Below are 14,365 nucleotides of genomic sequence, written 5' to 3'. Positions count from 1 at the left end.
CGTCTCCAGTTCCTCTCGCGCAAGTTTGTCCAGGTTGGGGGTAAAGTGAATTGAAAAGTGGACCGGCACCTCGGCTACCCTGCTGCGGTCCTCGCGGAAATCGGCGGGGTCACCGTTGGTATAAAGTCGCATCGCCACTCTGGGGAACTGAGGGTGCTCAAAGCGATAGCGGTTGCCAACCGTGCCCGGGATTGGCTCAATCTTCCAGGTCTCCCCGAACACTGCCTGAACCTGGGCCAGCGGTATATCATCCCGTAATAGCCGCATGGCAGCCTGCAATATCTCCTGCACAACCTTCCGCTGCTGATCGTTGTAGCCTTCAGCCATGATTGTGGTTCCCATCGGGGCGGGTGGCATCGGAGAACTCTCTTGTGCAAGTGCCTGGGTTGTGCAGCAAAGGAATACCATCGCGACTATCCCAGTACGCCTGAACTGCCGCGCCGCAAATGAACGCATCGTCTTCGTGGAGTTGCGCGCGATAACCTGTGTCATGGTTCACCATGGTGTCAACATTGATGGAAACGCCGCCAGCGCCGACGGTCTGCAGCAGGTCGTAGGCAAACTGCCGCGCCCGTTGCAACTCGGCGTCATAAAATTCGTCGCCAAACAGCGGCACCCCCGGATTCCTGGCCTTGTAGTCCAACCGGCCTTGCCGCAGTCCCGCCAGCATCCAGTGGTAGTGCCCGACCAGCATGCGGTGCAGGCCCCGCAGCACCAGCGTGTCCTGGGGCACTGGCTGCTTGCCGGCAAGTTTGAAGACGCCCTTATGGAAATACTCCTCGTAGAACTCCTGCATGTGCGGCACACGTGCATAGTCCTGCGGGAACTGTTGCAGCAGGGCCGCCAGCCAGAACTCCTGCTGGCAATGCCGGGCCTCGTGATAGAGGTTCTCAGCCAGCAGCTTCAGTTTGGCATCCAGATGGTCGCTACCAGCCTTGCCCCGGGCCGCCAGCACGTCCTCGATCGTCTTGCGCGTAATCACAATCTGCCACGGAAGCCGCACAAAACCCCCATTGGCGGTTGCGACCAGATTCAGTGTTTTCTGTTCGTCATCATTGACGATGCGGATCGCGGGCAGGGCACCGCTCGGCTCCTTGTCATCCGCCGGGTTAGCAGGCAATCCAAACGGTCCACTTTGCAGCGCAGCATGGATGAGGGGCTGAACCCGACTCACGATGGCATCCACCTGGCGTTCCGACAAGGGCCATTGCATTGCCCCCCAATCAATGCCCTGCAGCACCGGCTTGATCGCCTCGGTGTAAGTCTTGGCCACCGGATAGACCACATCACGGCGCAGTGGCCGGTTGCTCTCGCCCGGCTTGCCGGTCGCGGGATCCGTGGCGATCTCGCAAAATCGCAGCCCGTAGTTGTGCGGATCACAAGTGGCAAGCATCGGCAGCTTGTTTTCGCTGGTCGGCTCGCGCTCGGCCTTCTCGGCAGTCTTGCCGCCCACCCTGGTCGAACGCCGCGCCGGATTCGGCGCGCCGGGATACACACGCTCTGCATCTTTCATCAGCATTGGCTGATGCACCGCCACCACCTTGCCCGGCTCGCTGGCCGACAGAATCGCCAGTGTCGCGATCTGGGCCACGGCGGCGCTTGCCAGCTCGGTTTCCCCAAGCGCATTGGTGACGCCAGCGATCACGCGGCCATCGTCCAGCGTGATGCGGTAAGGTTGTTCCGGCAGCGTCAGCCCGGTCCCGAGTTCGGCCAGCACGAAGTGCTCGACCACCGTGGGCGCCTGCTGCGGCAGGAGCGGCTTGGCCTGTCCGATGGACCGCGGCCCAGGCATGCCGTGTATGCCTGCGTGCGCCTTCCAACTGCCCGGCGTGCCGTGCTCAATGCCGCTGGCATTGATGCGTAAGTAGCTGTCGCCGCCATTGACCAGGATCTCCTTGGCGGCGATGATCTCGACCCGCTCCATGGTGCCGATGAGCTTCAGTACCTTCTGCGCGATGAGCTCGATGTCATCGCTCTGCGCCTGGATCTCGATCTTGCCCTTGGCCGCGAACAGGCGCAGGCCGCCCTGGCGCGCGAACAGCACGATCTTCTCCACGGCGCTGGCCAGCAGGCTCTTGCCGGTGGCGATCGACAGGTGTTGCCCCGTGGTCAGCGCCGTATGCCGCTCGCTGTGCAGGTGGATATCTTCGGCCGCGGTGGCGGCGATGCCGGCGGGGCTGGCCACTATCAGATGCGGTGCGGCGAACTCACCCTGCTCGCCGCTCCCCTTCAGGGTGTCGTGCTGCCCCTGCAGGGCCTTGGCTACGTCGAGCTGCTGGCCCTCCTGCGCGCGCAGATGCTCGGCCGCGTCGCCCAGCGATTGCTGGAGGTCATGGCCGCTGGCCAGCCGCTGCACGGTCTCGGACACATCCTTGTGATGGCCCGCGGCATTGGGCCGGGCCTCGGTGCTGATCAGCAGGCCAGCGCCGCCACGCACCGCGCCCCAGCCGTCGGTACGCAGCTCGAAGCCCTCGCCGCGCTTGTCCTTGCGCCCCTCAGCCTCAACGATGTGCACGATATAACCCATGCTGAGCATCGAGGCCTGGTGGTCGCTGCCGATCTGCGTCTGGATCTCGCCCGGCGTGTCATCCTGAACGAAGGTGTTATGCCGCTCGCCGAACAGTTCCTTGCTCCGAAAGCCAGACAGCGCGTGCTGGCCGGGCAGGATCCACGGCGTCAGATTGACCCGGTTCGGCATCCGGCCGGTAATGATCGGGCAGTCCGGGTCGCCGTGGGTGAAGCCGATGATCACCTCCTGACCGATGCGCGGAAGATGGCTGGCGCCAAACTGGTCGCCCTGCCAGGCCTGGGATACCCGCACCCAGCAGGAACTGTTGGCGTCGCGCTGGCCGACACGGTCCCAGTGCAGCTGAATCTTGACCCGCCCGTACTCATCGATCCACACCTGTTCCTTCTCTGGGCCAACCACGGTGGCGGTCTGCGGCCCGTGGACGCGTGGCTTGGGCTGGGTGCGTTCCGGGCGGAAGATCTCCGCCGTGGACTGCGCCTGGAACGCAACCTCGCAGCGCCACTGCTGGCCGTGCCCCGAGGCCACGGCCACGTCTTCGATTTCCAGCGTCGTGCCGAACACCAGGTATTCCCGGTTGGCGGCGGTTTGCGCAAAGCCTTGGAGCGTGAAGGTGCAGCCTGGCACCACCGCGCGCACGTTGCCCTGGCCGTGGACGCGGCTGCCGTGCTGGCGGATCGCCTCCATGCGGATGCGGGCGAGCATGTCGCCCTCGCACCACGGATCATTGCCGGTGGCCGGCTGGGCATGGTCGCCGGGATACTCGTAAATTTCACCCTCGGCGTGCGCCGTGTCGCGCGGGTCATGGGCGCCCACCGACAGGTCTGCACGCGGCTTGACGAAGTCGTAGTCGGTGCTGGTCCATTTGCCCGACACCAGCTGGTCCTGCACGTGGAAGTCGTACAGGTGCTCGGCATCGGCCCGGTCCGAGGAGCGGCGCCAGGTGAGCGTGTGATACGCCGGACTGGTGAAGCGGCGAAAGGCGCTGTTGCCATCGGTCAGCACCAGGCGGTGATGCCTGCCCGAGTGTTCGAAGAAATATGAGATCCCCCACTCCTGGGTCAAGCGCTGGAAGAAGGCGAAATCGCTCTCGCCGTATTGCACCTGGTATTCGCGCACGGGATAGCGGGCGACATCGAGGCGGTTCTCGACCGGGAAGGTGTAGTCGCCCAGCAGATCCTGCAGGATCTCAACCACCGTCTTCTGCTGGAAGATCTTGAAGTCGGTGGTGAGCGTGGCGAGGAATAGCCACGGCCGCAGCGTGAGACGGTAGACAAAGTGGTGCCCCTCGGCAATCGGCCCTTCGACCTGGGTCACGATGCCGGTGATCTCGCGGGTGCCGGCGCCCACGTGGCCGGCCAGGCCGCTACCGGCGCCGTCGAGTTCGATCTCGAGCGTCAGCTCCTTGCCCTGCATCGCGGGCAGGTCCAGATTGGCGGCGGGCCCGTACAGACGAGGGAGCGCATCCGGAGTCTTGAGGTCGACCGTGTAGGTGAACAGGTCATTCAGGCCCTCGGCGCCCTGCACGCGGGCGACGGTCAGGGCGACCTGACCCAGGATTTCGGGCAAACCGTCACCACGAATCGTGACAGTACGGTTGGACAGGAACGGCGGGCGGTTGCCCATAGGCGGCACTCCGGCGGGGTGAAGGGGCCCACGAGTGGCACATGCAGCGAATGCTGTATGGCGCGGGGTAGCCAATCAGGCTACCGTGAAATGTGCCGAATAAGTGTCAAAAATTGTGACGTCGGATGCGAGCGGGAGCATTTTCGGAAAAATCCGAAAAGGAGCGAGTGGGAACCCTGCCTTGCTCGGCGTGGGCAGGTCCTGCGAATAGGCAGTCACGAATCCACGCTTCCGGCATACGTTCCAGATTCAGCTTGAAATCGCCGAAACGTTTGATGTGGCTGGTGAGATAGGGGCTCAGAAATTCAATATCGGCCACATCGACCGGGGTAGCCAAACTCGGCATCCGGATCCAGGCCGGCGCTGGCGCGCACGTGGTCGATCACGGCCGTCGGTATGCCATCCAAGTTGGGGAAATAATGCAGTTGCTGGAAGACCTTCAGCAACACAAGCGAGCCAAGGCGCAGCCCCTGGCCTCGGGTTGAACGGGTGGCCCAGTCCAACTCCTCGGCATTAGGCGTGTAGCACGCCAGCAGGCTCTTGCCGGTGGCAATGGACAGGTGTTCCCCGGTGGTCAGCGCCGTATGCCGCTCGCCGAACAGTTGACGCCGACCATGTAGGAATGGCGGATTCCAGCGAGGAAGGAAGCAGCGCCAGCACGCACCTCTCATTCACCTACCCAGGTCCACAGTACCCGTGCTTCCTCTGACGGCGGAGAAATGCCGACACTCAGCATCGGCTGGCCCTTCTGAACCCGCTGGGCGCGCATGTCCTTGCTCAGGAAGTAATCCGCGCCCGGCACATCGTGCGGAATCTTGGGCAGCCACAAGCCGGATCGTGGCGCAGGTTGCCGGCTACGACATTGCGGTACCCGCTGCGCACGCTGCATTTTCTCTTCCGGCGTCATGTAAGCCCGGAGCATGGTGACGGTGCCCAGGTACTTGGCCTCGCTATCCGCCCGCGGATCGATATTCGAATATTCCTGATCCTTGAAGAACGACAGATACACACTGACCGGATAACAGGACACAAGATCCATGCCGGCATGATAGTGGAAATCGATAAATATTGCAGGGTCGATATTGAAGGTGACGTAGTTGGAGGCGCGCTGCAAACCGAGTCGTTTCTCAAGATCCTGCTTGCTGACACCAATCATATATCCTCCGCTAATGGTCACGCTATCTACCGACTCCGATGATCCATCTTTAGTTCTTGTAAAACCAATATCAAAGGAAATATCACTAAGATCCGGGCGAGTGTATATGTATGCGTTGTCATGTGTGCTGTAGTAAATTTGTTTCCCAAAAATATTCTTGACTTCCTCAAATGGCACGTCATCCCGCAACAACCGCATGGCCGTTTCCGCAATCTTCAGATACAGAGCGGCCTGCTCGGGCGTCAACGTCTTCACGTCTTCTAGATTCGGCTCATGGACAAGCGGCTTGCCGCACCATGGCGACGAGTTATAGTTACAGCCTGGCATCGGGTCTTTCTCCGTCCTTGAGATCGTAGAACTGGTTGCAGCGGTCGGGCTCAGGCAAAGCACGCCCAAACCACTGCTGACAAACCACGAAGTCGCAAGCAAACGCATCGTCTTCCCAGGGGCGCAAGCGGTAGCCCAGCCCCCGGTCAGGAAGTTTCTTATAGTCGATTGGTCTGCCATTTCTGCCCACATGTAAGAGAAGGTCTGCCACTTGCTGTTCGCAAACAGCCAGCTCGTGCTCATATTCGGCAACTCGCTGAGATGGCGCGTCACGTTGATTTTTCAGGGTGCTCAGTTGCAGGTGCAGCAAGGCATAGTAGTAGCTGATTACCAGGCGCTTGATGGCGATACGCGCCGTTGGTTCCTCAGGGACGGGGGTCGCCACCACCACGGGGCGCAATTCCTCCTGATATATTGCGGGAAACACCTCCGGCATGAGTGTGAGCCCCGGATAATCGCCCGGAAACTGCTTCACCATGGCCAGCATCCAGAAGAACTGCTGCGCGTGCCTGACCTCGTGATAGATGGTGGTGGCCAGCAGACATAGCTTCATATCGCGGCTACTGGGCTCCTGGGATTCGCAAATTTCCCGGATGAGCGACGGGTTCATTAGAAACGTCCAGGGATCGCATTTCTGAACCCCAGCTGCCGGCGTCGTTGTCTTTTCGCCCATAAAACCAATGACCGGCATCGCGCCGCCCTGCTTTGGATAACCTTTGGGCAATCCAAAGGCCGTCGCTTGCAGAGCGGTTTCCACGACGGGCCGAATCGCATCGGCAAATGCCTTTTTCAGGCCGTCATTCATCGGCCAAGCCATCTTAACGCCAGTTGGCTTTGCCTTTGCCTTGAGAGCGCCCCGTCCAAGCGGAGTAAACGATTCCTTTACCCCATGAATCGCTGGCCATTCGATGCCATAGGTCAGCAATGCCTGCATCGCGTCGGTATAAGCCTGCGCGACGGGGTAGTGGTACTTGTGCATGCTGCCATCGGTCGCTGGCTCGGCCAGGCGCATGCCAAAGGTGTACGGCTCGCACAGTGCATAGACTGGCGGCCGCCCCAGGGACGTTGGGGCGTCGCTGTCGAGCAGCACCTGCCTGCCACCAACCGTCTGCTTCAGCTTGCGCTCGGCGGGGGACCGCTTTTCGGATTCCAGTGAGGGCGTACTCATGTTCGGGTCAACACCATTTTGGTTTGTACAGCGATAACGCTGTTGGGATCGGTATTGCGCAGGATCTCGATCTTGGCAATCTCATAGGCGTTACTCGTCGCGAGTTCTGTCTCTCCCTTGTCATTGGTGATGACCTCAATCATTTGCCACGCTGGCATGGCTTTCGGCTAATCGCCGCGGTTGACCGTGCTGACGGCGTGCGCGGTGCGGCTAGCAATGGAGGGCGTCGATTGATATCGGACAAGTACGAATTTCGATGCGGTGAAGGTGCCCCGTTTGGGGGAAAGTAGTTAAAGTCCGGCTACGATGCGGCGGATGGCGGGAATGCCGTCGATCTCAAGGGCGCAGCCAGTGCCAGCCTGCCAGACGCAGCCATGGCTGCCGCCGCGCAGCAGGATCGGCGGCCAGTCGTCACGCATCTCGGCCGGTCCGGCCAGACTGCCGCCCAGCAAATCGCCCAGAGCAGCCTGATTGCGGGCATCCGCCAGCCGCTTGATTGACACGCTGAGACGATCCCGCCAGCCAGGCCGATGTTCGGCCCACAGCGCATCGACGGCGGTGGCCAGGCCCGTGAGGTCAGGCCGGCGAGTGTGATCGTGGACCAGTTGTGCCAGGTCGGCGAGCCAGTGCGCCGGTGCGGACAGGAGCTGCTCGGCCCATTGGGCGCTAACGGCCTGCCAAGCCACCAGTGGGTAGCGGCGGCCAACCCGGTCGCGGGAGCCGGCAAGGATACCAATCAGGTAGCTGCCGTCGCTCGGGAACTGCAGGCCACGCGGCCGCAGGATGAAATAGCAAGGCTCGGCCGTGCGCAGCCTGGAATGGCTCGCAAGGCTGGGCGGCGTCAGATGCAGCCAGTGGGGCGGGTGGCCGACCAACGACAGCTCAGGCTTGCTCGCCGGAGCGTCGCCCTCCCCATGGTCGAACCAGGTGCGCCACATTTCCACTTGGTCCAGCGGGGCATTGTGGCGAACAAAGTCTCCCAGGGCCGGCAGCTTGCCGAAGATCGACGGCGCCGTGATCACCCTGACCTCCCTGGACACTGAAAGCCCTGCAGCAAACCGGTCGTCCACGGATTGGCGAGGCTGCCGGTATTGATGTCCAGCTTCGCCTTGCGGCCATCGAAGTCATACTCGGCCATGAAATGGCTGGCGGTGGCCGAGCCGGCGAGCTTGCCCTTGGCGATGACGCGCATCAAGGCCCATGGACCGTCAGCGGTCAGCGTCGAGGTATCCGGGCGGATGCGGGGGCTGGCGGTGATCTGCGCCCCCTGCCCGCCGCGCGGACCGGGCCAGATAACCTTGAGCGGAATGACCGGGCCATGTACGTAGCGCTGACTCTGCCCATCGAAGTCCATGTTCAGCTCGACGATCTCGGGATCGAGCTCCACGACCTTCAGATCGACCTTCCAGGCCATCTTCTTCGCACCCGGATCACGGAAGAACACCTCCCGGATTTCCTTGGCGCGCTGGAACGGCACCAGGCTCGGCCCGACGATCGGCGGCACGTCCGGCGCGGTCAGCTTGTACCGCCATGGCGAGATAGTGGTATCCACGTGGGGGGCCAACACCTTCTGGAAGAAGTCGTCCAGCACACCGCCGGTTGCGAAGGCGCGTGCAAAATCCTCCGGATCCACATCCTGCATCGAGGTCGGCGTGAACGGATACTTGCCGTCTATGGCACTGCGGCAGCTTTCGCCGATCACGGCGTCCATCTGCGCAATCAGGATGTCGCCGATGCCCTTGTTGACATCACGGGTGCCCTGCACCACCAAGTCGGCCAACACCGCCTTGAACGGTGCCGGCAGTTTAGCTGCCTCCATACGCAATTGCGCCCCGGCATCCGCCGGCGGCGGCAGATTGCGGGTGTTCAGCGCATTGTTGGCCACCACCAGACTGGTGTAGTAGGCGTTGACCATGCCCGCGATCGCGTCCAGCTGTGGCTTGCCGGCAGCGGCCTGCGCGCCCGGGGTTGCCGCATCGGCCTGGCCGGTGACCACTTCACGCAGGGCGGCGAAGCGGTTGTCGACCACCTCCCGCTCCTGCCGGGCTTCGGCGCGCGCGGTCAGTGCGTTGACCTTCTCCGTCTTCTTATCTAGCGCGGACAACGCCTTCTCCACCAGGGACTTGTCCTCGGGATCGAGCGGACGGCTCAGCGTGGTTTCTTGCACCGCCGCCCGGCCCAGCCGGGCCAGCGGGGAGTCCGGCGCGGCGAAGTTGCGCAGAATCTCCAGGTCGAAGGCCAGGTTGTTGCCGGTCACGGTGCGGATGTCGCCCAGGAATTTCTCCCAGCGCTGGGCATATTCGTCGAGGTACAGGCGGCGGATCTCGCGCGTCAGGGGATCGATGCCGGTCAGCTTACCGGCGGCATCCTCAAGCGTTTTTTTTTGAGCGCTGAGCCCGACTCCCCGGCCCATCACCCAGGCGTCGATAGCCTGGGCCTTGCCAACGAACTCCGACAGGCGCGTGTTGAATAGGTCGTGGTAGCCGGCGTAGGTGAACAGGCCCGGGATACCCCGCTCCAGCGGCTCACCGCTCGCGCGGGTGAAGACTGTGCCGGCCTGAGGCCCCACCGCGCGCACCAGCGTGAAATCCTGCGGCGCCTCCTCCATCATGGCCGCCTTGGCGCGGTCATACAGGCGTTCGATTGAGGTATTGCCGTCCAGCAGATCGCGCGCCGAGCGGATCAGCGCCTCGTTCTTGGCATACGGCGACAATACAGGGCGATTGCCGTCCAGCAGGTTGTCCAGGTGTTCGAGCACCGCCACCCGGCCACCGAAGGCATCGGCCCCGTTGCCCGTCGCCCAGTCGCTCTGCACCCAGCTACGTACGTCGGACGCGCTGAACTTGTCCTTATCGTGCAGCATCAGGTAGACCCGCAGGGTGTCGTAGGTCTGCTTGGCGTCGCGCTGATTGACCGCAGTTGACAGGAGCGCTTCGACCCGGCGCACCAGGTAGGGCACCAGCAGGTTGTCCTGCAGCTTGATGTGGGTGAGCGTCGCTGCGTCCAGCACCGGCGGCACGCTGTAGAACCCGTAGCGCCAGTCGGCGGACGGATCGACCAGATTCAGGCCAGGGTAGACAGGCAGGTCGCGGGCGGCCGCCAGAACCTCGGGCATCGCATCCGGCTGCGGTTTCTTGTAGAACGCAGTCACCGTCGCAGCCAGCGCCTTGGCCTTTTCCTGCACCAAGTCCAGATAGCTGCGGTTGTGGCCAAAGCTCGTATAGAGCGCCCCGGCCAACCACAGGAAGATCACCAGCGCCAGCGCATGCCCGAGCAGGCGCAGCAACCGGAAGCGGTACTCCCAGCGCAAGTTCGGCTTCACCAGGTGCGCCTCGGGCACGATGATGCATTTGAATACGTCCTGCAAGAAAAAGCTACGGCTGCCCATTGACTGCGCGACTGCCTCTTCACCGGCCATCTGTGTTCCAGTGGGCAAAAGGTGCTCCGGCGCCTCCATCATCTCCCCCTGATCCCGGCCAAGCCGTCTCAGCACGGTCTCGTGGTCGGCGACTACGGTGGCCGCAGTCTGGGCGGCACTGGTGAAATACACCCCGCGCAGCATATTCGCGCGCTCGGTATCGTCGAAACGCGACCCGAGGAAGATCTGCGAGAGCATATCGACGATCGGCTCGGTCAGGCTCGCGAATTCCTGGGGCAGTGCGAACAGAGCCTTGCGCCGGTCTGGGGCATATTCCTCGTACAGGCGCGCATCGAGCCCTCCCTGTAGCCTGTCGATGAGAAGCGCCATTTCCGAGCGGCAGTGCTGCGCGAACGGCACGGGAGCTTCGCCACGTTTCGGCTTCTTCTGCGCATAGGGGAACGTAAAGCCCCAAGGCTGCGCCCGCCCCTCGCTGCTCAGGTACTGGAAATACGCACTGAAGCCGGCCAGCTGATCGAGCTTGGTGACCATGACATAGATTGGGAACTGGACGCCCAATTCCTTGCGCAGGTCGGCGAGTCGGGCGCGCAAGCTGGCTGCCTCGCGTACCCGTTCGTCCGGCGTTTGCGTAAGCAGATCCTCCACGCTGATGGTGAGCACCGCGCCATTGATGGGCGCACGACTGCGGTGCTTGCGCAGCAGCGCCAGGAACCCCTCCCACTCGGCCAGGTCAATCTTCTGGCTTTGTTCGTGCGTGGTATAGCGCCCAGCCGTATCGATCAGCACTGCCTCGTTGGTCAGCCACCAATTGGTGTTCAGCGTGCCCTTTTCCTTACGTGCCGCGACTGCCGCGCTCATCTGCTCCGGCAGCGGGAACTGCAGGCCGGCATTGAGCAGTGCCGTGGTCTTGCCGGCGCCAGAGACGCCGACCATCATGTACCACGGCAGTTCGTAGAGGTAGCGCTTGCCCTCGAAAAACCGGCCGATCCCGCCCCCAGTTCGCATCCCTCTGAGCTGCTTCAGCGCTGTTTGAACGGTCTCGTTCACCTTGGCGATCTCATCGCCGGCAACGACTTCAGGGCGCTTGCCGCCGAAATTCAGCAGCTTCTCCAGCAGCGAATCGTTCGCCTGTGACCTTCTGAGGAACTGGAAAATCTCATAGGCGACTACCAGGAAGACCAGTACGGCAATGACAACGACCCGGACCACTGCGGAGGCCAGCGGGTGCGCGTCGCCAATCGCCAGCAACGGCCCGGCGTGCCAGATCAGCAGGCAGAGTGCGGCGACGCCGATGACAGCGACCGACCACTTCATGACGAGCAACAGCACCAGCGCCAGCAACAGCACGATCACCGTCACCCGCATACCAATGCCGGCCAGCGGTCGCATACCATTAAAGGCCAGCAACGGGCCAATGAACCAGACCGCGACCGCGACAAGCACCAGCACCAAAAAAATCAGCATCTGACGCGAGAACAGCACTGCCGCACAACGTTTCAGGAAATCCATACCGTACTCTCTCTTATTGCGTCACCACGATTTCCACGCGGCGGTTCTTCGCGCGGTCTGCAGCCGTCTTGTTGCCGCCAACCGGCTCGCCGTCGCCCTTGCCTACGGCTTCCAGGCGGCCCTTGGCAACGCCCTTGCTGGCTAGGTACTCCACGACGGTCGCCGCGCGCTCCTCGGACAGGACCTGATTGGAGGGGAACCGCGCCGTCTTGATCGGCACGTTGTCGGTATGGCCAATGACCGTGACCTTGCCGGTCACCTTGTTGACTTCGCTGGCCACCTTGTCGAGCACCGGCAGGATCTTGCCGCTGACATCGATCTGGCCGGCGCCGAACATGTCGTCGCCGCGGAACGTGACCGCGCTGCGGGTACTGTCTTCCTTGACGCTGACCACCCCGCGGGCGATGTCGTCCTTGAGCAGCTCGGCAAGCCCCAGCGCCTTTGGCGGCTCGGGCGGTGTAATCTGGCCAATGGCGGCGATCTGCTGCTCCAGGTCATGTGTCCGGAACAGCAATTGATACTTGTACCAAGCGAAAAGCCCGAAGACGGCAAGCGCCAGTACACAGACCGTGACCCAGACCGGCAGCGAGCGCAGCAGGCCGAGTTTCCCGGCCTCCTCGCCGCGCCAGTGAGGCGAAAGATCGCGGGGGACGCTCCCGCGTGCTCCGGCAATCATGTTCAGCAAGCGCTGACGGATCGCATCGAGTTCTCGCGGCCCCTCTGTACGCTTGCCATAGCGGCCCTTGAAGCCCAGGCAGAGGATCTGGTAGATCACCTCGATCACGGGCATGTGTTCCTGCGGCGAGGCCACCAGGCGGCCAAGCAACTGGAACACCTTCTCGCCCCCGTCGCCCTCCTGGTGGCACTGAATCAGCAGACTCTGGGTGGCCCAGTCGTTCTCGTGCCCCCAATGCGTGCCGTTTGCGGCTTCGTCCAGCGCCGTGCAAAGGCTGTAGCGCGCACCCAGGATGTGCTCGCGGCGCAGATTGGCTCGCTCGCACACCGACTGGAACTGATGCAACTCGTCCATCAGCAGTTGCTTGAGCACGGCAGTCCCACCAGCGTTGGGTATGCCCGCCGGCATGTCCGCGAGTGCGCGCAGCAAGGGTTGCGCGGCCGCCAGCAGTGGGTTCGCCGCCTTGGCAATGCGTTCGGCTCGCTGCTCCGACGTCTCAGGGACGCCCCAGCGCCACGGCGTACGCTTCGCGGCTGCAGGCGTGTGAATCGCGGACGTCGAGGCTTGCCGGTTGGCATTGTCTAGGCTCCCTTCGGCCACCGAATTCATTTCGTCGCCGCTGGCCGCGTCCTGGTTCTTGAAGTCGCTTTCCATTAGCTGCGCACTCCCCACAGTTCAAGGCGAATTTCCGGAAAGTGGCCCGCCACATGCAGCGCCAAACCACCATAGCGTTGCACCTGTTCCCACAGCGGATGGTTTTGCGACAGCTCGAAATAGACCTGGCCAGCATTGAATGGAATCTGGCGTGGCGGCACCGGCATCGGCTGCAGCGGAATCCCTGGCAGGTGCGAACGGACCAACTCAGAGAGGCGTTCAGACGGGCCCGCCTTGGCCTGCGCCGGAAACTGCTGCTGCAATACATCGGGTGGCATCTGGGCACCAACGGCCAGCACAAAGGTGCTGAACCGCTCGAACTCGGTCGGCGCCAGCACAGCCAGCCGGATACCATGAGCCTGCTTGCGCAGTTCGATGCGCTGCGCGCTGCGCTCCAGGACCACATTTAACAGGAAACGCAGGTCATCCACGACAGGTCTGATGCAAGTGTGCGGCTCATCATGTCGGTAAGGGTCATACGTGCTCGGTCGCCGTGTCGCGGTCCGCACGAAGGTCGACAGTTCCCCGGCAAGCGCGGTCAGTTCGACATACAGCGCCTCGGGCGATGCCGCCTTGGCGTGCATCCTGTGAGTCAGGATCGGCTCATAGCGATTGAGCAATTGCAGAATGAGGTATTCGGAGACCTCGGCAGCGTCGCCACCGCGCATGCTCGACGCCGCCAAGCGTTCGGCCATCGCGTTAGCCCGCAGATGCAGCAGACCATGGATCTCACCCAGCCATGTGGTCAGCAAAGCGCTGGCCGTGTAGACATTGACCGGCGGGATCATCGACGACTCCAGTCTAGCGCTGCCGTCTGCACGGATCTCCGTGACCTTGGCCAGCGGCAAGCCGATCCAGGACTCCGTAAGCTCCTTCTCCGGCAGCAGGCGCAAGCGCAAATCGGCCAACTGCACTAGTTTCGGGCCCTGACCAATGGAGTTGGCGTCCAGCAGTTCCTCCTCGAAGCTGCGATAGCGCGCCAGCGAATCAGCGGCGTCCTCGAACGCCGTTTCCTCCGCATTCGGAGCGCGAATCGGTGCAGCGAGGTAGATCCGCTGGTTCAGGTGCTCGTGTTGCAGAGCCAGTGGCGCGGGAAGCCTCGCGTGCGCCGGCGCATCAAACGGGGTGCCGTCCTGGAAGATGCCGCCGGCGCCAGATACGACCAACTTGCCGAGCGCCAGTGCTTCCGTGTCCATGGCGAAGTGATGGAAGCCCCAAAAGAACGGGCTCAAGGCAGCGGCGCGCTTGTGAGCGAAATGCTCAAGATAGCGCTCCTGCTGCTGAAAGAGTTGCGGGCGAAGGAAAAGGCCCTCGCTCCAGACGACCTTGTTATACCAGCTCAT

8 protein-coding genes and 2 pseudogenes are annotated in these 14,365 nt (G+C 62.7%); all 10 read right to left on the bottom strand.

Annotation, left to right across the window (positions count from 1 at the left end; translation table 11 throughout):
* Positions 1–327 (bottom strand): annotated as a pseudogene (locus A9975_RS23105) (hypothetical protein); the annotation flags it as partial.
* Positions 320–4,153: a type VI secretion system Vgr family protein gene (locus tag A9975_RS23100; RefSeq protein WP_183034825.1), complete on the bottom strand. Its 3,834-nt coding sequence runs from the start codon at positions 4,151–4,153 to the stop codon at positions 320–322. The pseudogene A9975_RS23105 and the gene A9975_RS23100, both read right to left, overlap by 8 nt.
* 329 nt (positions 4,154–4,482) lie before the next feature.
* A pseudogene (locus A9975_RS23095) lies at positions 4,483–4,731 on the bottom strand (DUF4158 domain-containing protein); the annotation flags it as partial.
* Positions 4,732–4,820: 89 nt separating this feature from the next.
* Positions 4,821–5,636 carry a hypothetical protein gene (locus A9975_RS23090; RefSeq protein WP_183034824.1) on the bottom strand — a complete coding sequence of 272 codons (816 nt, stop codon included), beginning with the start codon at positions 5,634–5,636 and terminating at the stop codon, positions 4,821–4,823.
* Positions 5,623–6,804 carry a hypothetical protein gene (locus A9975_RS23085; protein ID WP_183034823.1) on the bottom strand — a complete coding sequence of 394 codons (1,182 nt, stop codon included), beginning with the start codon at positions 6,802–6,804 and terminating at the stop codon, positions 5,623–5,625. Before A9975_RS23085 ends, A9975_RS23090 begins: the two co-directional genes overlap by 14 nt.
* Positions 6,801–6,962, bottom strand: coding sequence for a hypothetical protein (locus tag A9975_RS23080; protein WP_183034822.1), 162 nt, complete (start codon positions 6,960–6,962; stop codon positions 6,801–6,803). Before A9975_RS23080 ends, A9975_RS23085 begins: the two co-directional genes overlap by 4 nt.
* A 132-nt stretch (positions 6,963–7,094) precedes the next feature.
* Positions 7,095–7,826, bottom strand: a complete 732-nt coding sequence (locus A9975_RS23075) for a TagF domain-containing protein (protein WP_183034821.1) — start codon at positions 7,824–7,826, stop codon at positions 7,095–7,097.
* Positions 7,823–11,692 carry a type VI secretion system membrane subunit TssM gene (gene tssM, locus A9975_RS23070; RefSeq protein WP_183034820.1) on the bottom strand — a complete coding sequence of 1,290 codons (3,870 nt, stop codon included), beginning with the start codon at positions 11,690–11,692 and terminating at the stop codon, positions 7,823–7,825. The genes A9975_RS23075 and tssM overlap by 4 nt, the downstream gene beginning before the upstream one ends.
* Before the next feature lie 13 nt (positions 11,693–11,705).
* A complete protein-coding gene (gene tssL, locus A9975_RS23065) occupies positions 11,706–13,022 on the bottom strand; it encodes a type VI secretion system protein TssL, long form (protein ID WP_255503380.1) in 1,317 nt (438 codons plus the stop codon).
* The gene (gene tssK / locus A9975_RS23060) at positions 13,022–14,365 is read right to left on the bottom strand and encodes a type VI secretion system baseplate subunit TssK (RefSeq protein WP_183034819.1); all 1,344 of its coding nucleotides are present in this window, start codon (positions 14,363–14,365) and stop codon (positions 13,022–13,024) included. Before tssK ends, tssL begins: the two co-directional genes overlap by 1 nt.

Origin of the sequence: Cupriavidus sp. UME77 (assembly GCF_014170355.1) — a bacterium.
GTDB classification, from domain to species: domain Bacteria; phylum Pseudomonadota; class Gammaproteobacteria; order Burkholderiales; family Burkholderiaceae; genus Cupriavidus; species Cupriavidus basilensis.
Note: the sequence above shows the minus strand (reverse complement) of the source record. Positions and strands in the feature narration are given on the sequence as shown.